The organism is Candidatus Peribacteria bacterium (assembly GCA_023038255.1).
Taxonomy (GTDB): Bacteria; Patescibacteriota; Gracilibacteria; order Peribacterales; family Peribacteraceae; genus CALREJ01.
The window spans coordinates 175,285-198,124 of sequence record CP082927.1; the positions used below are offsets into that span (position 1 = coordinate 175,285).

Annotated in this window: 13 protein-coding genes and 2 rRNA genes; 9 read left to right on the top strand and 6 right to left on the bottom strand. The window is 52.1% G+C overall.

The annotated features are described in order from the left end of the window. Positions 1 to 732 precede the first annotated feature (732 nt). On the top strand, positions 733 to 4,947 hold the full coding sequence (locus tag K8942_00815) for a hypothetical protein (GenBank protein UPA22739.1): 4,215 nt from the start codon (positions 733 to 735) through the stop codon (positions 4,945 to 4,947). Positions 4,948 to 5,368: 421 nt separating this feature from the next. On the opposite strand, the gene K8942_00820 is transcribed toward K8942_00815, so the two are convergent. Further along, positions 5,369 to 6,388, bottom strand: coding sequence for an aminoacyltransferase (locus K8942_00820; protein UPA22740.1), 1,020 nt, complete (start codon positions 6,386 to 6,388; stop codon positions 5,369 to 5,371). A gap of 101 nt (positions 6,389 to 6,489) precedes the next feature. Here K8942_00820 and K8942_00825 point away from each other — a divergent pair, with 101 nt between their 5' ends. After that, positions 6,490 to 7,095, top strand: a complete 606-nt coding sequence (locus K8942_00825; GenBank protein ID UPA22741.1) for a superoxide dismutase — start codon at positions 6,490 to 6,492, stop codon at positions 7,093 to 7,095. 5 nt (positions 7,096 to 7,100) lie between these two features. Here the strand turns inward: K8942_00825 and K8942_00830 are convergent, their stop codons facing one another. Together K8942_00830 and K8942_00835 are read right to left on the bottom strand one after the other, a co-directional pair. Then, on the bottom strand, positions 7,101 to 7,337 hold the full coding sequence (locus tag K8942_00830) for a hypothetical protein (protein ID UPA22742.1): 237 nt from the start codon (positions 7,335 to 7,337) through the stop codon (positions 7,101 to 7,103). A 194-nt stretch (positions 7,338 to 7,531) separates the two neighbouring features. After that, on the bottom strand, positions 7,532 to 8,050 hold the full coding sequence (locus tag K8942_00835; GenBank protein ID UPA22743.1) for a ferritin-like domain-containing protein: 519 nt from the start codon (positions 8,048 to 8,050) through the stop codon (positions 7,532 to 7,534). Between the two features lie 346 nt (positions 8,051 to 8,396). Between K8942_00835 and K8942_00840 the strand changes: the two genes are divergently transcribed. After that, positions 8,397 to 9,530: a sugar phosphate isomerase/epimerase gene (locus K8942_00840; protein ID UPA22744.1), complete on the top strand. Its 1,134-nt coding sequence runs from the start codon at positions 8,397 to 8,399 to the stop codon at positions 9,528 to 9,530. Between the two features lie 428 nt (positions 9,531 to 9,958). Here the strand turns inward: K8942_00840 and K8942_00845 are convergent, their stop codons facing one another. Both K8942_00845 and K8942_00850 read right to left on the bottom strand, forming a co-directional pair. Further along, positions 9,959 to 10,108, bottom strand: coding sequence for a hypothetical protein (locus K8942_00845; protein UPA22745.1), 150 nt, complete (start codon positions 10,106 to 10,108; stop codon positions 9,959 to 9,961). Positions 10,109 to 10,273: 165 nt separating this feature from the next. Then, positions 10,274 to 10,618: a hypothetical protein gene (locus K8942_00850; GenBank protein UPA22746.1), complete on the bottom strand. Its 345-nt coding sequence runs from the start codon at positions 10,616 to 10,618 to the stop codon at positions 10,274 to 10,276. A 300-nt stretch (positions 10,619 to 10,918) separates the two neighbouring features. On the opposite strand from K8942_00850, the gene K8942_00855 reads away from it, so the two are divergent. The 6 genes from K8942_00855 (at position 10,919) to K8942_00880 (ending at position 21,192) form a co-directional block, all read left to right on the top strand. Continuing rightward, on the top strand, positions 10,919 to 14,962 hold the full coding sequence (locus K8942_00855; protein ID UPA22747.1) for a DNA-directed RNA polymerase subunit beta: 4,044 nt from the start codon (positions 10,919 to 10,921) through the stop codon (positions 14,960 to 14,962). Between the two features lie 172 nt (positions 14,963 to 15,134). Next, a complete protein-coding gene (gene ssb / locus K8942_00860; protein ID UPA22748.1) occupies positions 15,135 to 15,494 on the top strand; it encodes a single-stranded DNA-binding protein in 360 nt (119 codons plus the stop codon). A 481-nt stretch (positions 15,495 to 15,975) separates the two neighbouring features. After that, positions 15,976 to 16,428, top strand: coding sequence for a single-stranded DNA-binding protein (gene ssb, locus K8942_00865; GenBank protein UPA22749.1), 453 nt, complete (start codon positions 15,976 to 15,978; stop codon positions 16,426 to 16,428). 615 nt (positions 16,429 to 17,043) lie between these two features. After that, positions 17,044 to 20,554, top strand: a 23S ribosomal RNA gene (locus tag K8942_00870). Positions 20,555 to 20,754: 200 nt separating this feature from the next. Beyond that, positions 20,755 to 20,869, top strand: a 5S ribosomal RNA gene (gene rrf, locus K8942_00875). Positions 20,870 to 20,973: 104 nt separating this feature from the next. Further along, the gene (locus K8942_00880) at positions 20,974 to 21,192 is read left to right on the top strand and encodes a hypothetical protein (GenBank protein ID UPA22750.1); all 219 of its coding nucleotides are present in this window, start codon (positions 20,974 to 20,976) and stop codon (positions 21,190 to 21,192) included. Positions 21,193 to 21,389: 197 nt separating this feature from the next. Here K8942_00880 and K8942_00885 read toward each other — a convergent pair whose 3' ends face one another. Continuing rightward, positions 21,390 to 22,805: a hypothetical protein gene (locus K8942_00885; GenBank protein UPA22751.1), complete on the bottom strand. Its 1,416-nt coding sequence runs from the start codon at positions 22,803 to 22,805 to the stop codon at positions 21,390 to 21,392. Between the last annotated feature and the right edge of the window lie 35 nt (positions 22,806 to 22,840).

Sequence of the window (22,840 nt, forward strand, 5' to 3'; positions counted from 1 at the left end):
CATATGAGAGGATTTGAACGATTATCAGTTTTTTTGAGTCTGAAATGTTAAGTTTAATTACATAACCATAAGTTTTCTTTACAGGTTTTTGTAAAAAATGCGACTTCCGACCACAAGAGTGGAAATTTTCAACACTGAATTTCACACAAATGCGACATATCAAACCATGCAATTCGCTGGTGAATTCTAAACTGAAATGTCGATTTGATGTATTTTGTATGTGCAAAACGACAAAGAAAAGTAGGGGTCTTTCGTAACACTGTCCGCTTCTGCGCGTTTAAAGGGATGCACGGAAGTTGTCTGTGGCTTGTGCCACTATGGCACTTCTCGGTAGTATCTCCGACGGTCCACTCCCCATTTTTTGGGTAGGGATCTGTGCACGGATCCTTCACACATCGGCACGTCGCCTTTCTCGTTACAGTTAGGTCGACCTCCTCCACATTCTTCCCTCCATTTTTCTCCCTCGGGAGACACTCGGACGACTTCCTTATATATAGGGGCCGCAAGAAGGGTCGTGATTTCCCCGTCCGGATTAGTAGTCTCTGCGCCAAAGATGCGCACGCTGTATCAGTGGTGTCCCTCTCTTTATTTTTAAGGAGGCGAGCATGCGGATATTTCCGTTCCAGCTCCTCTCAACACAGATGCGGTTACGAAGAAAGATTCCCGGACCGGTTCCCCTCACTTTGTTTTTATTTCTACAAACTTCTCTCATCTCTTATGGACATTTCTCGTATGAAGAAATTGTTCGCTGGAGTGTCAGCTGTTGCAATCTCGCTCACCCAGGTTGGTAGCGTCTTTGCTGCTTACAGCGACGTCCCAGCGGGAGTCTGGTTTGAAGACGCGGTTGATGCATTCACGGATGCAGGATACCTCGATGCTTCACAGACTCGCTTCCGCGGTAGCGACAACGCTAACCGTGCGGAGTTCACAAAGCTCGTTGTCGAGCTCAATGGTGGTATTCTCTCCACCCCTCCTGCTGTCGCTAGCTTTGACGATGTCAAGGCAGGTGCATGGTACTACGGCTACATGGAAGAGGCCGGAAAGGAAGGTTGGGTCAAGGGTGACAACAACTGTTACGGCACCCACCCATGTTACGCACGCCCAAGCGCAAACATTAACCGCGCTGAGGCTGCAGCCCTGATCGTCCGCGCTTTCGGCCTGGACGCTACGGGTGACGCTGGTTCCTTTGTCGACGTTCCGGCAGGCCAGTGGTACACATCTGCAGTTCAGACTGCAGCTGACCACTGTGTCCTCCAGGGTGACGACTCCACGGGCCGCGCTCGTCCTTCTGACTTCATGAACCGCGCTGAAATGGTTGTGATGCTCCACCGTGTGGATCAGAACATGACCTTCGGTGTTGATTGTGGAACAGAGAACACTGTGACTCCGGCTATCCGCTCTGTCACAGCTGTTACGACATCCACAGTTGAAGTCGACTTCAACGTGAACCTTGACCAGACCGCTATGGTTGATGCTGGCGCCTACATGGTGTCCGGTGATGCAAACATCACGGTCAGCAGTGTCAAGATGCTCGATGCATCTTCCGTTGAACTGACACTTGCAACATCCACTGTTGCAGGAGGCCGCTACACCCTGTCCGTTGAGGACATGGAGACGGCTGACGGCGACATGTTCTCCGACACCATGGACTTCTCCGGCTACAGCCCGATTGTCCAGGGTAACGGAACACTCGAAGTGTCCCTCGCTTCCACCAACCCGGTTGGTGACACAGTTCCCCGTGGTGCAAACGGTGTGGTCATGGCTTCCATGGACCTCACTGCTTCCTGCGATGACTCTGTGACGATCTCTAACCTCACCACCCTCCACGAGGGCTTCGGTGATTCCGGCGACATCGTTGGTCTCTACGCTACCGTTGACGGTGCACGCGTAAGCCGCCGCCGCACGATCGATTCCCAGAATCAGACAACAGACGTCCGCTTCATCACCCCGCTCGTCGTGGCTGCATGTAAGACGGTGACTGTTGATATCGTTGCTGACTTCAGCTCCACAGCAGTTGTCTCTGCAGAGCACAACCTTTCCGTTGAGCTCCCGACAGACCTCCTGACCAACGCTAAGAAGGTTCAGGGCAACTTCCCGCTCCGTGGCAACACCTTCAAAGTTGGTGCTGTGACAAGCGGAATGGTGACTGTTGACTACCGCTCTGTTACCCCGAGCACACGCTCCGTTGGTGACACAGGTGTGAACCTCGGTCGCTTCCAGGTAACCGCTAACTCCGTTGAGGATCAGACCATCTACTCCGTTACATTGGAGCAGAATGGTTCCGCAAAGGATGGCGATGTTACAAACCTCAAGATCCGCCGCTCTGACGGAACAGTTGTGACAAACACTGTCTCCGCTATGGTTGGTGATCACGCTACATTCGTCTTCGATCCTCCTTTGACAGTCCTCCAGGGTGACCAGATCACACTCGAGGTTGTTGGTGATATCGTTGGCGGTGCAGCTGAGACTGTTCAGCTTCGCTTCGAAGAGAGCTCCGATCTGTTCGCAGTCGGTTCCCTCTACGGTTACGGCGTAAACGGACAGCTCTACGGTTCCCAGATTGCTATCACAACGTCTCCTCTCGCAGGAATCGTCACAATCAAGGCTGGTGAATTCACCGTCGAGATTGATGGTCCGGTCCAGCAGAAGTTCACGCGCACACAGAACAACGCTAACCTCGCTAACATCGTCATGACGACAGCAGGTGACGCTATTGACGTCCGCAGCATGTACATCGCTATCCAGGGTCAGACCTCCACAGGTGCTGGCTTCGGTGTCGGTACATACGCAAACGTCAACGATTCTTTGAACAACGTCCAGCTCCGCAACTCCAAGACAGGACAGTCCATCTCGGGTGTTCGTCTGACGACAAGCGGAACAGACTACGCATCTGGAACAGCTAGCTCTTCCACATACCAGATCTACCGCTTCGACGACTTCACCGTTCAGGGCCAGTACACCTGGAACCTCAACGTTGACTTCATCGATAACGGCTCTGGAAACCACCCAAGAAGTGGTGACCAGTTCCGCGTACACGTCTGTACAACTCCTGATGCAAACACAACCGCTGGTTGTTTCGCAGGAATCGGTAGCTTCGACGCTACAACAGGCACACGTGCGTACAACATGGATGTCCAGGGTCTGACAACTGGTGATGACGTCTCCGACGTTCGCCCAGGTGGAACGATCTCTGGAAACTTCCAGCGCATTGCTGCTCCGACATTGAACGTTGCCGTTCAGTCCATCGGTGACAGCGACACCGCTGTGAAGAACTCCAAGAACATCACACTCCTCCGCTTCCAGGCTCGCGCTGGTGAAGCTGAAGATGTGCTCTTCACATCCGCTATCTTCCGCTCACAGTCTGGTTCCCTCCTCAACGGACAGAACTACGCTCTGTGGGTAGATACAGACACAGACGGCGTCGTCGACACCATCCTCCAGAAGGGTGTTGCCGCTCAGAGCGACCTCGTAACCTTCAATGACCTCGCAGGTGGTGGCTACGTCATCCCGGCTGAGGCAACGGTTATCTTCGAAGCTCACGCTGACATTGCGTCTAACCTCACAAATGATGACCTCCGCCTCGCTTTCGCTACAGGATCCACAATCGGTTCCTACATCGAAGCTGAGCAGGTCCAGAACGGTTCCACACTCTCCGGAATCAACACGTTCTCACCGACAGGTGCTGACGTTTCCGGCGACTGTGATTCCAACTGTGATATCACTGTGAACATTGTCTTCTCCAAGGTTTGGTCTCTCGTGAGCCAGGGTGATCTGTTCGTTACACGCGATCAGCAGCCTCGTTCCCGCCAGCTCCTTGGTGGTTCCCTTGGTGACGAAATCCTCCGCCTGCAGCTCCGCGCTCAGAACGAAGATATCGACGTGACCAACCTTCAGTTCAACTCCTCCGGTTCCACAGCAACGTCTGTTGACCGCCTCGAGCTCTACAAGCTCGGTGCAACAACACCGTTTGCTACGGCTACAACAGGAGGTTGTGGATCTGATGATGTCCTCACGGTAAACATCGGAACAAGCGTCACGACAACAACAGCAGCTTTCTGTGCTTCCATGCAGAGTCAGCAGCTCGTCGTCAAGGACGGTCAGAACCAGATCATTACGGTTCGCCCGCGCTTGAAGTCTGACGAACAGGGTGCAACGTCCAACCAGAACATTCAGTTCTTCTTGACGAAGCAGGCTGTTTCCAACAACGTTACCGGTTCCGGTTCCGTTCGCGCTCGTGGTCTCCAGTCCAGCAACAACCTCGGTGCAAACGATCAGGACTCGTCTAACGAAGGAGAAGTCTTCATCGGAGTCGACACTGTTACGTCTAACGCTAACATTGCAGGTTCTATGAACAAGACTGTTCTCTCCAAGATCACATCCATTGCTAACGCAAACCCGGATGCTGATAACACGAACGTTCCGACCGGTATTTCTCCGTTCGGTCAGTTCACATTCACAGCTGCAACGAACACGAACACACTCAACGGTCTGAACAAGGCTACGTTGTCCGGTGTGGTCTTCAACGTTAACGCTACGAACGTGATCATCGATGGTTCCACCTTCAAGTTCTACAACAAGGCGGATTCCTCGAACAAGGTTGCATGTACAGCTCGCAACACCGCAGGTTCCGTTGTCACAGGAAACGCCTCTGGCTCACTCCTCGTTGACTGTAAGGGGCTCAAGGGAAGCATTGTTGATACACGCATCCCGTCCGGTGCTAGCATGACCTTTGTGCTCGAAGGTAACGTCACCAACTCTAAGGTTGGTACGTCCACCTCCGGCCTCCAGGCTGCTATCCAGGACTTCACGACTCTCTCTGCCACGTCGTACGGTACCGCTAGCGGTAACTCGCACATTGACTGGGCTGATGAGGACACCTCCGCAACTTACTTCAAGTGGGTTGAGTACGGTGACACGTCTGTTAAGTCCACAAGCTACAAGAGCTAATTCTTAGCTTACGTAGTCTCATTGCATCGCAATGAACCAAAGGGCTCCCTCGAAAGAGGGGGCCTTTTTGGTATATGTGGTTTTTTCTGTGTGTCATGCTGCTTGCCGGCCGTCGCTTTTAGCGAAGGCTGGAGGACACTCGAAGCATGAGTTCGTTCTTTCTTGTCTGCCCGACAAGAAAGAACCAAAGAAGCGCATCCCCCTTCGCTAAAGCTACGGAGGACAGGCCGTCGCCAAGCGCTCCTCCACCTGCCGCAACACCCCTCCTTGGCGACGGGAGCCACCCCTTGTGCCTCTTAGACTGTGAGGTCTGTCAGGACGGGGCTTCATTTTCACTTCATGAAAATGTTCTTGGTGGAATTCTTTATTTTACATCGGCAACATCGATCCCTTCGGAAGTCTTAATCTCTCTTCAAATAGATCATCCCATAACCTTCCTCTTCATCTGCAGCAGCATTTTTATAAACGGCTTCAGTACAATTTCTTTTTCTGCAGGATAGGAAAGAACAGTGCCACCGAACTTCGCTTTAAAATCGCTGATTCCTGCCCACGGGTGATCATTCCCTGTGTCCGGGGGTGCAATTCCCAGGAGATCGTAGTGTGTGCATCCTGCGGCCTTACAGTGCTGAATTGCCTGCCACTGGAGCAGGTACGGAGCCATGAGGGATCGGTGTTGATAGTCGGAGGCGCCGTAGTAGTAGATGCCTGTCTTCCCATAGGTAACACCAATCAATCCGGCGATAGGAGCAGGGGAATGATCCGCGTATGCAAGGAGGAGGAAGCTGCCCGGAATCTTTTCCAGGAATGTTTTGTATCGTTTCACTGATCCGCCACTAAACCCATCGCGTTTTGCGGTATCGGATGCAAGTGTTGCGTAGGCTGCAACATCGGCGGATTGCTCGATCCGTATGCCGTTTTTCTGCGCCACTTTCATGTTATAGCGACCTTTCTGGTGCATTTGCTTTAGAAGATCGTCATCACTGAGTGTGAGATCAAGAATGCGCGTAGCCTCGGGCTGTTCGTGGCGTGTTGAAGGGTGGGTTATTGGTAATTGGTCATTGGTCATTGGGGAAAGAAAAATGCTGATGCATTTGTCTTTCTTTGCATCGACAATAATCTTTTCCAGAAATTCTCTAAAAGCTGAAAGCTGAAAGCCAGAAGCTACCACCGGTCCCCGCTGCATATCCCAAGTCGAAAACCCACCCGTGGTCCTATCAATCACCACCATCGCACTCGCCCCAATTTCCGACTTGTCCGACAGAGCTTTAGCGTAGTTGGATTTCCCATCACCAATTTCCACATACACCCGTACAGTCCGCCCCAATGCTTCCTGGTATGTTTTCCATTCCAGCGATTGCCACAGTGTGCCGTCCGGATGCTGTGCAATCCAGGTACTGTAGAGCGCCAGATCCTCGGCCGATGTCAGAAGGCGGATAGTCATTACAGGAAGTATACCCGAATTATATGTTCATAATCCTTGATTCTCCGTTTATGAAGCCTAGTATTGATGTACTATCACTTTGAATCCTTCCCACGCTTCTTATGCCACATGCGCTCCCGAATCTGCCGTATACCTATGCTGCCCTTGAGCCGCATATTGATGCACGCACCATGGAGGTTCATTACAAGAACCATCATCAGACCTATGTTGATAAATTAAATGCTGCCATTGAGAAGCATCCGGAGCTTGCGGATAAGTCTGTGGAGGAACTGGTGGCTGATCTCGACATGGTGCCGGAAGACATCCGTACCGCTGTCCGCAATCACGGCGGGGGGCATCTGAACCATAGTTTGTTCTGGACCATTCTCTCTCCGACAAAATCCGAGCCGAGCGCTGCACTCGCTGCCGCACTTGAGGCAAAGTTCGGGTCAGTGCAGGACTTCAAGGTACAGTTCTCCGAAAAGGCGACACTGCTCTTCGGATCCGGATGGGTGTGGCTTGTTGTTGATGGAAAAGATCTCGCGATTGTCACGACGCCAAACCAGGACAATCCGGTCACAGACGGCAAGACACCGATTATGGGTATCGATATCTGGGAGCACGCGTACTACCTGAAGCACCAGAACCGCCGCCCGGAATACGTTGCTGCATTCTGGGAAGTGGTGAACTGGGGCGAGGTCTCACGCAGATTTGCAGAGGCGCAGTAAGGCTGTCATTCATCTGTGCTTTCCAGATACTGCATCAGCAAATAGCGTTCGTAACTCTCTGATTCCATCAGCGAGAAAACGGCAGAGCGTTGTCGTGCCAGACACCGGTCAAGCATGAGCTGTTTTTCAGAGAGATTCAGAGAGTGAAAGCCTGTGCGGAGCCACTGCACATCTTCGTGACTGACCCATGAAGATTGCTGAATATGAGAGGGGAGATCAATGGTGGAGCTGGGTGCATGCATAAGAAAAAGGGTACAAAAAAACGAACCTCACGTGGGAAGGAGGCTCTGCTTCAGGATTCATTTTTCCATTACGCAGCCAGCCGCCTTCCCGCAAGAAGGAGGTTAAGGGTGAGCGTAAGGGAGAGGAATTTCTTCACGGGCGCATCGTACGCAATTTCTTTATTGAGTCAAGATGCGATGCGCCCGCTCCATATTTATGCCACTGCAGACAGTGACTTGTGCAGAGTTTTTGCGATCTGTGACAGTGTCTGATCCGCTTTTCCTTCTTCCTGCAGAGTGGAGTTCAGAAGAGCGGCAACATCGGTAAAGCCAAGAACTTTCGCATGTTCACGTGCACAGCCATACGCCGCCATCTCATAGTGTTCCACGCGCTGGCAGGCGCCAATCAGTGCATCATCTTTCACATTCGCTTCCATCTCGCCGTGGATCACATGGTCACCTTCTTTCAGGACACCTTTCATGCCGTCACACCCGATACGCTCGGGTTTCATATCCAGCATATTGAAACAGTCTTCCAGGCGTGTGATGTGCGTTTCAGTTTCGCGTATGTGTTCTTCGAGAGCCTTTTTCAGGTCAAGATCCGTTGCCTGCTCAATGACTTTTGGCAGGGCGTCCATAATCTGAAATTCTGCGTCGTATAAATCCTTCAGTTCGTGCGCGAGGAGAACGTGCAAAGACGGCGCATCGACTTTTCCGGGGTGGAGGAGGGACATAGAAATACAGGGAAGGGGATAATCACTACTAAGACGTGTTGAGTAGCCGCGTCTGTCGTACTTCCTGCAGAAAGAGGGGGAATTGACGAAAGTAAATTTTAATTTACAATATGCAACTTCTTTGCAGACTCTGCAGAGGAGATGGTCTTTGGCTTCACTGGCTTATCATCTCTTCGACGTTGGTTTCCTGTGCATGACATTTTCGTGCATATAGAACCAATGTTGATGAGATGTGTTATCTCTCAAAGTCACTCTTTTTATAGAAAGGAAAATTTGGAGCGTCAGTCTGAAACATTGGTGGTGAAGAGTATGAGCATTTCAAATTTCACAGAGGAATCAAAGCATTATGTCACATGTAAGTAGCATCAAGGGGCCTGCAATTTTCTTGGCGCAGGGCTGGGGCAAGCCGGGATGGAAAACACTTCCGGAGTGCGCGAAGACTGCCGCAAGCCTCGGGTACAAAGGCATGCAAGCGCCCTTGTGGACGGGGAGCGGTATCGATGTCGAAAAGGCAGCAGGCTCGCAATCATACTGCGAGGATCTGCAGGCAGAAGTGACTGCTGCCGGATGTCCCATTGTGGAACTTGCCAATCACTGCGAGACGCAATTGGTACGGTGTGCGCCGGTCTATCTGGAGCTGCATCAATGGCCTGTGCCTCCTACACTGCATGGCAATCACACAGCCATTCAAGAGTGGGCACGGATTCGGGCGCGGCAAAGCATTTTGGCTGCCAAGAATTTCGGCTTCAACCGCGTTGCCGCCTTCAGCGGTACCGGCATGTTTCACCTGATGTATCCGTGGCCGCAGCGGCCCGCCGGATTGGTGGAAGCAGGATTCAACGCCTTGGCAGATGCGTGGCGACCGATTTTCGACTTCGGTGGCGAGCACGGTGTTGATGTGTGTTTCGAATTGCACCCCGGGGAAGACCTGATGGACGGTAACACGTTCAATCAGTTTCTCGGGTACGTCGACAATCATCCGAAGTGCAATATCCTGCTGGATCTCAGCCACTCGGTTTTGAGCGGCATGGGCCTCCGGCAGATGCTTGGGTTCATCGTTGCAAATAAGGAGCGTATCAAGATGTTCCATGTCAAAGACGCCGAATTCAACCCAACCGAGGGCGGCGGCGTCTACGACGGATACCGCAGCTGGAAAGATCGCGCTGGCAGGTTCAGGAGTCTTGGTGATGGTCAGATCGACTACTCTGCTGTCATCGCTATGCTCGATCATCTGGGCCTGGATTTGTGGGCCGTGCTCGAATGGGAATGCTGCTTCAAAGGATGGAATCAGGGGGTGGAGGAAGGGGCCAAGTTCATCGAAGCGTGGATCAACGGAACAACTCCTCCCACCAAGGCCGATGTCATTCCTCACAATGAAGGTGCCTTCGACGACTTTGCCGCCGGCAAGATCGACAAGGGTGTCATCAGCAGGCTGATTGGAGTGAAAGAATCTGAAGTGAATACGAAGGTTGCTTCGTAGATTCAGAGAAGATACGGAAGCTGGTTGCCAAAGAAGAACCGGGTGTCGCGAGATACCCGGTTTTTTATGTTCTTAAAGATCATCCCAGCCGCACATGTCGACTGGGATGCCTCTGAAACGTACGGACGTGGATACTTTTTACGGAGCCCTTTTGACGGTTTTCATTTTCCGTGATCCCTTTTTCTTTTCGAGATGATTACCTGGCTGATTGGGAAAAGTCGGGTCCGGTTTTACCACTTTTTTCTTGGGGACAACTGCATTCCTGGTCGGTGGGAGTGGTCCTTTTTTCTTAGCCACGATAGAGCTCCTGAAAGTGTGAAAAAGCCTCAGAGACGTAGTGTCACTATAAAATATCTTTATGAAATAGCAAAAAAACCACCCAGGCGACAAACGCGTCACTTGGGTGGGCAGATCACTGAGCTCTGCGACTACTTCCTGCTTTTCTTCTTTTTAATGCGCTTCTTCATAATGCGCACCTTCTTCTGGATAAATACCTTGCTCTTCTTGCGGGACGGCACATAGATCGTCATGACGACGATATCGCCCCAGCGGTTCTTGCGCTTTACATGCTTGTGCACAATGAGCTCCTGTTTTTTGAAGTAGCAAAACGGTCACAGTGATTAAATAGAATTATAGAATATTAATACAATAAAACAATATCCTATGACTGATCTTTCAATCCCCCCAAGCAACACAACGTGTCACCTGGGGGTAAGTCACTTCGCTGTCGACTCAGTGAATCCTTAGCCTGGAATCCGATGTAAGCGGACGATGCATGGAGCACCATCTCCATTGTCTTCCCAGACAGTTTCTTGCAGATTCATTTCCTGCAACTTCTCATTGAGCCACTTCTCGTAGACAGGCTCAATTTCGGGATGGGTCAATGCGATTTGGGGATAGCCGTTCTTCTTGTCTCCAACATCGCGTACACAGACAGCCCATTTCTCTCTCCCCGGGATGCTGCAAACCGGGCGAAAACAGAGCTCAAGCGGATAGACGATATCTTCGTCTGGATCACTGCTAGGCTTTTGCATCTGAATTCCTGTCCCATACATTTCCGGTGGGAGTGTTGGGGGTGCTTTTGCCATTTTTCATCTTTCTTGCTTTATGAATACTGAGCCGACGCTGTGAAAAACCAATTTTTTCACGTGTGACTAAATATGATTATACAATATTGGTAAAAACTAGCAACATCATTGGCTAAATAATTGACCAATCGCCAAATCTGAGTACAATTTCCGGGTCTTACAGCTGGCTTTGACTGTGTTTTGAGCGCTGCCTGACCTCCTTCGTTTTGTGGTAAACACAAGCAAAGGCGGTTCCTGGCGGGGTTTTCTTTGTTTTGATACCCCGATCCAGTCCTCTATCCCCATCCCTTTACTCCCATTATGGCTGCAAAAAAGCCCGCTAAAAAAGCTGCAAAGCCTGCGAAGAAAGTGGTAAAGAAGGTCGCTGCGAAGCCTGTAAAGAAGGCTCCGGCCAAGAAAGCCGCTCCGAAGAAGGTTGCGAAGCCTGCAAAGAAAGCTGCCCCAAAGGCCGCTCCTAAAAAGGTCATCAAAGCCGCTCCGGTCAAAAAGCCAGAACCTGCTCCGAAAAAGGAGGCGCCGAAGGCTGCTGCTCCGGAAAAGAAGGTTGCTGTGGTTGCCAAAGTTGCCGCTCCTGCAAAGAAGCAGCAGGATATTCTGAAAAAGCCTGCTGGCGCGAAAGCTGTATACCAGATGGATGTCGAACAGAGCATTCTGCCGCAGATTATCCCGCACCTTCAGCCACCTTTGGATAAGGTTCCGGATTCCATCAAGGATCTTCCGGCTGATATTGCTGCGAAAAAAGTGATTGAAGGCCGCGTGTTCATTGTGGATGACCAGGGCGTCTCGCACGTGCCGTCCCTCATTGAAATGCAGCTCGAAAGCTACAAGTGGTTCCTCACAGAGGGTCTCAAAGAACTCCTCCAGGAAATCACCCCGATTACAGACTTCTCCGGCAAGAAGATGGAACTGAGAATCCTCGGCCACACCTTCGATGCGCCGAAGTACGATCCGGAAACCTGCAGCCGCAGAAACCTCAGCTACGAGGCGGCTATGAAGGGTCACGTTCAGCTTATCAACAAAGAGACCGGTGAAATCAAAGAGCAGGATGTGTTCCTCGGTTCCATTCCTCTCATGACGAACAATGGTACCTTCATCATCGGAGGTATCGAACGTGTCGTTGTGCACCAGCTCGTCCGTTCGCCGGGTGTGTTCTTCTCTACCATGCCGGATTATCCAAAGTTCCACGCCGCAAAGATCATCCCGAAGCGCGGTGTGTGGCTCGAAATTGAAACGGATCGCCGCGGTGTCATCACCTGCAAAATCGATCGCAAGCGCAAGATTCCCATCACGCAGCTCCTCCGCGTGTTTGGCTACACAACAGAATCCCAGATGATGGATCTCTTCAGTGACCTCGTCTCCGAAGAGCACGATTTCATTCTGAAGACTCTCGAAAAGGACACTGCTTCCACGCTCGAAGACGCCTACCAGAGCATCTACCGCCGCATTCGCCCGGGCGACTACGCCACGCCGGAAAACGCAAAGCAGCTCATTGACGGTCTCTTCTTCGACTTCAAGAAGTACGACATGGGAACGATCGCCCGCTACAAACTCAACCGCCGCTTCGGTGTCGAAACACCGAGCGATGAGCAGCACCGCGTATTCCAGGTGAAAGACTTTATCGAAATTCTCCGCGAACTCATCCGCCTGAATAACGGTATCGGTACACCGGATGATATCGACCACCTCTCTAACCGCCGCGTCCGTTCCGTTGGTGAACTTGTGCAGAACAAGTACCGCGTGGGACTCGTGCGCACCGAGCGTATTGTGAAAGATCGTATGACTGTCATGGATCTTGAAACCGTGACACCGACACAGCTTATCAACTGCCGTCCGGTCACTGCTGCGATGCGCGAATTCTTCGCCAGCTCCCAGCTGTCCCAGTTCATGGACCAGACAAACCCGCTCTCCGAACTTGCTCACAAGCGTCGCCTCTCCGCGATGGGTCCGGGTGGACTCTCCCGCGAGCGCGCATCCTTCGACGTCCGCGACGTGCACACCAGCCACTACGGCCGTATCTGTCCGATTGCGACTCCGGAAGGACCGAACATCGGACTTGTCGTTCACTTGGCAGGTTTCGCCCGCGTGAACCCGTACGGATTTTTGGAGACACCGTACAGAGAAGTGTTGCATGACGTTGCACTCGATGCAGACGCCATGCTTGGACGCATTATCGACGAAACGGTGAAGGACGGCCGCAAGGTCATCATCAAAGAAGGCGATACCATTGATTCCAAAGAGACAGCACGCCAGATTATTTCTCTCCTCAAAAAAGAGAAGCGCGACACCGTGCACGTCCGTGCATTCGCAACCGGAAAGGTGATCTTCATGGATGCGGAACAGGAGCGCAGACTCATCATCTCCCAGGCTCAGGAAACAGGAACACTCAGCGAATTCGGTGAGTTTATGGAGCCCCGCGTGTCCGCACGCAAGGGTGGAGAAGCGACACTGTCCGATGTCCGCGATGTCACACACATCGACGTGTCCCCGAAGCAGATTCTCTCGATCTCAACCTCTCTCATTCCGTTCCTCGAGCACGATGACAACACACGTGCATCCATGGGAACGAACATGCAACGTCAGGCTGTGCCGCTCGTGAAGCCGCATGCACCGCTCGTCGGTACAGGTCTCGAAGGACTCGCTGCGCGCGCGTCCGGACATGCGTTGCTTGCAGAGGAAGACGGAGAAGTAACCTACGTCGACGCCGACCAGATCAGCATTGTGTACAAGACCGGTCGCAAAGAGACGTACAAGATGAAGACATTCCTCCGCTCAAACCAGGGAACATGTTTCCACATGCGCCCGCTCGTGGCTCATGGACAGAAGATTCACAAGGGCCAGACACTTGCAGACGGTTCTGCAGTGGAAGGCGGTGAACTCGCCCTCGGACAGAACCTGCTTGTGGCGTATATGTCCTGGCAGGGATACAACTTCGAAGATGCCATCATCATTTCTGATCGCATTGTGGAGCAGGGCTACTTCGATTCCATTCACATTGAGAGCTACATTACAGACGTGCGTGAAACCAAGCTGGGTCCTGAGACAGTGACCCGCGACATCCCGAACGTTGGTGAAGGAAAGCTCAAGGACCTCGACGTCGACGGTATTGTCCGCATTGGTGCAACCGTTCACGAAGGAGACATCCTTGTCGGTAAAATCACACCGAAGGGTGAGACGGAACTGACACCGGAAGAGCGCCTCCTGCAGGCAATCTTCGGCGACAAGGCGAAGGACGTGAAAGACTCTTCCCTCCGCCTCCCGGGTGGAGCAGGAGGAAAGGTGGTCGACGTGCATATCTTTGACCGCGCACTCGGAGACGAGCTCCCGACAGGTGTGATGAAGCAGATCGAAATCTTCGTTGCCCAGACCCGCAAGACACAGGTCGGAGACAAGATGGCCGGTCGCCACGGTAACAAGGGTGTCATCTCCCGCATTGTGCCGAAGGAAGACATGCCGTTCATGGAAGACGGAACACCGGTCGACATTATCCTGAACCCGCTCGGTGTGACATCCCGTATGAACATCGGACAGATTCTCGAAACTCACCTTGGTTGGGCCTGTCAGATCCTCGGTATCAAGATCGCAACGCCTGCGCTCGACGGTATCTCCCCGGATCAGATCACCGGATTCCTGAAGGCAGCCGGTCTGCCGGAAGGAGGAAAGGTGCAGCTCACGGACGGTCGCACGGGCGAGCACTTCGCACACAAGACCACCGTCGGAATGGTGTACATGTTGAAACTGCTCCACCTCGTTGAAGATAAAATTCACGCCCGCTCAGTCGGTCCGTACTCTCTCGTCACACAGCAGCCTCTCGGAGGAAAGGCGCAGCACGGAGGACAGCGCTTCGGAGAAATGGAAGTGTGGGCACTCGAAGCATACGGTGCCGCCTATACGCTCCAGGAAATGCTCACCATCAAGTCCGATGACGTGATCGGACGCAGCAAGGCCTACGAGGCTATTGTGAAGGGTGAGACGATCCAGCGCCCGAGCATCCCTGAATCCTTCAACGTTCTTGTGAAAGAACTCCAGGCTCTCGGACTCAAGGTCGAACTCCTGAAGTTCAAGGACGAAGTGGTACCGGAAGAGCGCGCTATCCTTAGCCCTGATGAAATTGAAACCGTCGAACTCGCATCCCGCGTGGACAGCGAAGATCTCGAAGATGCTCTGCCGGTCGGTGACAAGATTGCTGAACTGAGCGAGGAGATCGCAATGGCGGAAGGCGAATCTGAAGACGAAGTGATTGCAGCTGTCGAAGGAGGAGAGATCGGCGATGACGGTGCAGTCGGCGTCACACAGAAGGATGAAATGGAAGAGGCAGTCAGTGAAGAGTCGATGAACGACGCGTAAGTCATCATATCGACCGTAAAAAACAGGTGTTCTATGTAATAGTAGAACACCTGTTTTCGTGTAGGCGTAGATAAAAATAAGACTCTGGACTTCAGGGGTCATCAATTGTCTTATTCGCTGATGGGCGTTGTGCTTTTACGCTGAAAGCATTCATTTCCTTCCAATTATTTCTATGTTCAATGTGAACAGAATCACGCTTCTCGGGAACGTCACCCGCGACCCCGAAGCAAAGACGGCAAAGACGGGTACATCTATTACCAGCATCGGTCTGGCGACCAATCGTCCTGTGAAAGACGAGCGGGGGAACACTGTGCAGGAGGCAGAGTTTCATAACCTCGTCTGCTTCGGTTCCCTTGCGGATTTTTCCGGCAAGGCGGTGAAGAAGGGGTCACCTCTCTATGTCGAGGGACGCATTCATACGTCGCGGTATCAGACGAAGGATGGGAAAGATGCCAGTAAGACCGAAGTGGTTGTCGAGAAGCTCGTGCTGCTTTCTTCCAAGAAAGGGGAGATTGCGGCGGAGGGCGCGTGACCGCAGGGGTTTTATTTTTTTGACAGAAGAGGCGTCGGGAAGGCGCCTTTTTTGTTGTATGTGTCATGGTGAGCGGAGACGAACCATGACATTCGGCTATAGACTTTTTCTCTGGTACCCCTCCGGGGGCCGCTGCCGCGGGGGCATTCTTTTTGCCCGTGCAGCAAAAAGAATCAAAAAGTGCGGTCCGGGCCAGCCGCCCCTCCGCTTGCCCCTTCACCCCCCGGGTGGCCGGACTCCACCCCGACGAACGACGGGACTTCATTTTCGCTTTGCGAAAATGTTTCTGGTGGAACTTCTTTTTTATTAGAAAAAACAGAACTCCCTCGCCCGTTCCGGGAGAGGGGCGGGGGGAGGGCTTAGTCCCGCTCTTATCCCTTAATCTCTTTCCTCAACATAGAAAAATCTTCCACGTCTACTTGCATGTACTTTTTCTATGGGTGTATGATCGTACAATCCTTAGCATTTTCACTCACAAATTATGAAGTCAGTGAACAAAGTAATCCTCCTCGGAAACGTGACGCGCGATCCGGAACTGAAGGCCACAGCGAACGGACAATCGGTGGCGACTTTTGGGTTGGCGACGAACAGAGTGTGGAAGGATCACACAGGGGAGAAGCAATCACTCGCGGAATATCATAACCTTGTGGCGTGGGGTGGGCTTGCTGATTTCTGTGCGCAGAATATCCGGAAGGGGAAACCGCTCTACATAGAGGGGTATTTAAAGACGCGCAGCTGGGATGGACCGGAGGCGTCTAAAATCTTCCGCACAGAGATTGTGGTGGAGAATCTCGTGCTGCTTGGCCCGCGTGATGGAATGGAAAATGGTATGCATCAGGATTCCCCGGTGATGGACATGCATCAGGAGCATCCGGTGGAGGCAATGCCGTCTGCGCCGCAGACTATTATGGAAGGGGATATCCAGCCGATGTAGGCTGTGTTTTGTGAGCCCGGCGTTGCAGGGGACATCTGAAAAATCCCGACTTGAGAAATCTTTCGCATACAATGCCGATGTATTTCTCGTTCTTATGAGCGATGGTTTTTTGTCCTGCTTTCCTATAAATGCAAAATAATGGCCAGAAAAGAGGATTTATGATCTTCAAGATATACGGAGGACTGCATGTGTTCATGGATTGGTATTGAGTACATAAATTGTATTTTTTGTCCTTGACCCTCCTTGTTTTCCCTATAGAATCTCCCTACTCTATGTTGCTTCGCGACCACCCGTAGGATCAGCTGTGAACTAAGTATCTGATTCTGCGGGTGTGCGTGAGCCACCCGCTTTTTGTTTCTGCCTAGCAGGAACAGCCCCGAAGCTTCCCGTAGGGTTTGCACCCTCCCCGAAGATTCCAGGCAGCGGACGCTTTCCTCACCTCGCCCATTGGAAGCATCGGCTGACATGCATCGAACCTCTTCTCAGGTTCGATACATACTGTAAAGATTAATTATAAATTCAATTTTCAATTTTAAATTAAGATGATTCATTACCCTGTTCCGTGAACGTCGTGGGCATATTCTGCCCTCTGCGTGGCACGTGAACAGTACAAAGAAAAACGTTACTCAACGCATCACACGGATGCCTCGACTCTGCATTCCGACGAAGGACGTAGTCAGCTGCGATAAGCTTCGGTCAGCCGCTAGACAGGCTTTATGAACCGGAGATCTCCGAATGGGGCAACCCCTCGAGAGTTATGTCTCGAGACCCGCTTTATTGCGGGAGGTCACTCAGCGAACTGAAACATCTCAGTAACTGAGGAAAAGAAATCAAACGAGAGATTCCCTAAGTAGTGGCGAGCGAAAAGGGAACAGCCCAAACCCATAATTTATTATGGGGGTTGTAGGACCTTCAACATCGACTGTCTTTCTATAGACGAACGGCCTGGAACGGCCGGCCATAGAGGGTGAGAGCCCCGTAGGCGAAATAGAAAGCAGCGTAGGAGGACTCCTGAGTAAGGTCGGACACGAGTAATCCGGCCCGAATCCGGGTGGACCACCACCCAAGGCTAAACAGATGCAGAGATCAATAGCGGATAGTACCGTGAGGGAAAGGTGAAAAGCACCCCGAAAGGGGGATGAAATAGTACCTGAAATGTGATGCGTACAAATAAGTCGGAGCGGTCGCAAGACCGTCACGGCGTGCCTTTTGCATAATGAGCCAACGAGTTACTTGTCAGTGGCATGGCTAAGACAGCAATAGTCGGAGCCGAAGCGAAAGCGAGTCCGAATAGGGCGTTTTATTGTCGCTGGCAGTAGACCCGAAACCCAACGAGCTATCCATGGGCAGGATGAAGGGCACCGAAAGGTGTCTGGAGGTCCGAACCGGTGAGTGTCGCAAGACTCTCGGATGACCTGTGGATAGGAGTGAAAAGCTAATCGAGTTGGGAGATAGCTGGTTCTCTTCGATATGCCTTTAGGGGCAGCCTCGTCTCGCACGATGGGGGGTAGAGCTACTGTTTGGATGCGGGGGTCTCCTCGACCTACCAAATCCAGCCAAACTCCGAATACCCATCCTTAGGAGACGGGAGTGAGACTGCGACAGCGAACTGCCGTAGTCGTGAGGGAAATAGCCCAGACCATTTGCTAAGGTCCCCAAGTTATAGTTCAGTGGTAAAGGAAGTGTCAGTGCTTCAACAACCAGGAGGTTGGCTTAGAAGCAGCCATCCTTTAAAGAAAGCGTAACAGCTCACTGGTCGATGCACCGATGCGCCGAAAATGTAACGGGGCAAAACTATACACCGAAGCAGTGGATGCATATCCGTTACGGATATGCGTGGTAGAAGAGCGTTCCCAGCAGCAGTGAAGCCAAACGCGCGAGCGATGGTGGAGCGCTGGGAAGTGAGAATGTTGGCATGAGTAACTACTAGGCAGGCGAAAAACCTGCCCGCCGAATCCCCAAGGTTTCCCACGCAACGGTAATCGGCGTGGGGTTAGTCGGTCCTAAGGCCAGGCCGAAAGGCGTAACCGATGGATAACAGGTCAATATTCCTGTACTTCGTATAAATCGTTCCAGATTGCATATTGATAGTCCGGCCGGCCTCTGTTCCCGCAAGGGAATATGTCAGCTGGAAAGGATACGTGCCGTCTAGGTGCGGCGTGACGGAGTGGGAAGATGAGAGCGTCTGCATTGACTGGACGTGAAAAGCGTAAGGCGTTGAGAGCCGGAGGCAAATCCCCGGTTTGAGTCGAGCGTTTATTCCAATTACCCACCGCAAGGTGGCTAAGTCTCTCCCTTTCTGCTTCCAAGAAAACCGTCGCAACCGAGAGTTATACGAAACCGTACCGCAATCCAACTCCGGTGGGGTGGTCGAGTAGACCAAGGCGAACGGGTCATCTAGCGTTAAGGAACTCGGCAATAAAGCGTCCGTAACTTCGGGATAAGGACTGCCCTTTACTCGCAAGAGTGAGGGGCCGCAGCGAAAGAGCTCAGGCGACTGCTTACCAAAAGCACAGGTTCCTGCAAAGCCGCAAGGCCATGTATAGGAGCTGATGCCTGCCCAGTGTCAGAAGGTCACGGAAGGGGGTTCACGCCTTCAACCTAAGCCCTGATGAACGGCGGCCGTAACTATAACGGTCCTAAGGTAGCGAAATTCCTTGTCGGGTGGTCGTAATCACTTGCCCGCATCACGAGTAATCGTGAACACTGAGGATTTCGTATAAACAGTCCACTCTTAGACAGAGTGCATTCCATTAGGGAATGAGCAAATTTCGTTTTATAAAATTGCTAGTTCAGGAAAATCGGTCATACACGAGTATGGCTGCTCTAGTTCGTTGAGATATCCACATTCGCAAGAATGGATGGATATCGCCACTTATATCAGTGAGAAACGTCGCTATATGCTGGAATATCCGAGTATCTCCTACGCCGCAAGGTACGGAGTGCGGACAATCAGCAGGAAACCAAGAAGCATCTGCTTCGAGGGCTCCTCAGAGACTACACGCGCGCATCCCCTTAAAAGGATGATGATATAGTCCGATCCTCATGGCGACATGAGGTGTGAGAATCGCTCACAGTAAAACACGCGGATACTCGCAAGAGTAATCGGTTCCCGTGCGCCACGTTCTACGTGGTTCTGACTAACCATCAGAGGAAATTCCTATGAAGTTCCGACCCGCACGAATGGTATAACGATCTGAGCACTGTCTCGACGCTAGGCCCGGTGAAATTTCAATGACGGTGCAAATGCCGTCTTGATCACGGAAGGACGAAAAGACCCTATGAAGCTTTACTATACGCTGGCATTGTATTGTTAGTTTGCGTGCGCAGGATAGGTGGGACCCTTTGAAGCCTGGACTTTGGTCTGGGTGGAGGGGACGTTGAGATACCACCCTCGCTTTCTGATGATACTCACCTTGTCTCTGAAACGGAGCAAGGGACCGTGCTTGCTGGGTAGTTTAACTGGGGCGGTTGCCTCCTAAAATGTAACGGAGGCGCGCAATGGTTCACTAGTTCCGGATGGAAATCGGAATCGTCGTGTAATCGCACAAGTGAGCCTAACTGTGAGGCAGACATGCCGAGCAGAGACGAAAGTCGGCGATAGTGATCCGGCAACCTGAGTATATTTATATGCTCTTCCCACGTGGGTGGGTTGTCGCTCAACGGATAAAAGTTACTCTAGGGATAACAGGCTGATCGGTTCCAAGCGCCCACAGCGACGAACCGGTTTGGCACCTCGATGTCGGCTCATCACATCCTGGGGGTGGAGAAGCTCCCAAGGGTCGGGCTGTTCGCCCGTTAAAGTGGTACGCGAGCTGGGTTCAGAACGTCGTGAGACAGTTTGGCCTCTATCCTCCGTGGTCCCATAGATACGTGAAGGAAGCTGCTCCTAGTACGAGAGGACCGGAGCGGACGAACCTCTGGTGTACCTGTTGTCGTGTCAACGGCATTGCAGGGTAGCTATGTTTGGCCGGGATAACCGCTGAAGGCATCTAAGCGGGAAGCCCCTCCTAAGATGGCGTATCTCCATAAGCCCGCAGGAAGACTACCTGCTAGATCGGTCACAGGTGCACGCGCAGTAATGCGTTTAGCCGAGTGATACGAACGGGCAATTGAACGTTTTTCAATTCTGTATTGTATCTGAGGAATTCCGCAAGGAAGACCGATGATGCACACACTGAATAGTGTACTGTTCATGTGTCATAGCCAGCGGGCAGAACATGCTCATGGCAGGGACACTGAATCATTCTTTACAGTCTCTGCGTGTCAGTCGATGAGTTTCCGGGTTATGCCGGTCATTCACATCAACGTCTCCGATAGTTCTGTCCTGGTGTCTCGAGCGGAGGGGTCACACCTGATCCCTTACCGAACTCAGCAGTTAAGCCCTCCAGCGCCGATGGTAGTGGTGCTTTTGCGCCGCCAGAGTAGGCCGATGCCAGGACAGAGCAATCCAGAATCGCGTTGAAAACCTCCGTCACATACGAAAGTATGGGGCGTTTTGCATGTTTAGTAGATATTCACAGAATGATGGTACACTGCACCCATATGGTTCTCTCTGCAAATTCTCTCGAACAAACGCTTATCCAGTATGGTCAGGCTATAAAAAATCCTGATGTTTCTGCTGAGGATTTTTTGGAGATCGGTGAGGCAATAGAAGTCTTACTAAAGACGCAGAGAAGAGAGGTGGAGAAGGCACTGGCGACTATCGATCCGGCGTTGCAGGGTGCCTGGCAGGGATACATTGATTCACATGACGCGCCATGATTATTCTGAAAAACACATCTGAAACTGGTCACATAGAACATCAGCACGATCCGTATGCCATTGATCCCCGTTTGATGCTGCATGTCAGACAGTCTCTAGCAGCAGTTATGCAGCACAATAGAGCAACGCATGTATTTCACGATGCAGACCTCGCTGATGCACGTGCAGAGGAGCTCAGGCTCAGAGAGTGGGCACAATCACTGTAGCATCTCATCAATCCGTTCCTGCAGATCAGTCCTGCCGGTTGCCTCAAGCGTTTTCTTCATTTCATCGCGCATCGTCTCCAGTTCAGAAATCACGCGGTCGAGGCCCGCACATTCACCGGCTGTCTTCAGACAGGCGGTTTTTGTCGTGCCATACACACTCGCAGCAGAGAGATACGCATTGGCAGCATCGCGGCTGACAGGTGCGCCCTGTTCCTGCAGGAAGGCAAATACAGACGGAAGAGTGGCAAAGATCCTGTCTAACGTTCCAAGGACGCCGGTGGGGCGTGGAGTGGGTGGTTTCAGGGAAGTGGCAACCGCTTGGGTGGTCGCTTCCAGGCGCTGTTTCAACTCTACGGCCTTTTCCCCAATCTGACTGTCTGTCTGCGGATTGGTCGTGAGCTCGCTCAGGAGGGCGCTGATCCAGTCGTGTGTTTGCAGAATGGTTATTTTTGTACTTTCAGACAAAGGACTATTCAAGAGGTGCTGCATGCGCTCAAGAGCGTCTGTCGCCGTCTGCAGCAAGCCGCTCAGTGCATCGGGCTGCGGCTGTTCGTTTGGGTGGAAAATCTCGCGGAAGGCTTCCTGGAGTGCGGAATCTTTGCGGTCATCTTCAATGCTCGTGCGCTGTGCCTGATCTGCAGGTGAGACTGTTGTGTTTCCTGTATCACGCGGAGCGCTGGAGGAGGTGTTCTCTATAAATGGCTGCGCCCCTGTGGGACGTCTTTCACCTGTAGAGAGCACAGGAAGAAATGTGGACTGGTCTTCTGCGCAAGCGGAACGATCTGTGGTCCAGGTACCGTTTGCAGAGTAACAGCCAAGTGGGGTTGATTCATTTCGCCCGGAGCCGCTTGTTCCGTTTGAGTCCGTTGAGGGGCTTCCTGAAGGGCCACTGTTGTCATTCCGTGTTGTATCAATAACAGGACTCTGTCCGGAAGAATCAGGGCGGACTGTTGAGGACCCGGCAGTGGAAGGACCTGTTGTTTGAATGGCTTTCGTACAGACGGCACGGCCATCGGTACAACGGCTGTCATTGCATTTTCCTTGGATGAATATCGGCGCTTCCAGACAGGCGGGGTCGGACGGACTGCACCGGTTCATGCGCAGAATACATCTTTCATCCGAGTCCCTATCACCGTCATCGTCTTCATCGGGGTCATCGTCATCGCTCTCTTCTGTGGAACCAGTGACGGTTGTTGTTTTTCCACTAACTCCACTGCTTTCGTTTCTGTCATCAGTCGTTGTTGTTTGGATGGTAGTGGGGTTACTGCCGGTGTTATTGCTCAGAATGGTCAAATCGCCCAGGAGAGGCGCATAAAAAATGCTGGAGGCATAGACTGCCGATACCGCTGTCGATAGCGCAAAGGCTACCACGAGAATCGCTCGTTCATGCGTCTGTGTATGTCGCATGGGTGACAGCATATCGGATGCGATTCAGCGAAGCC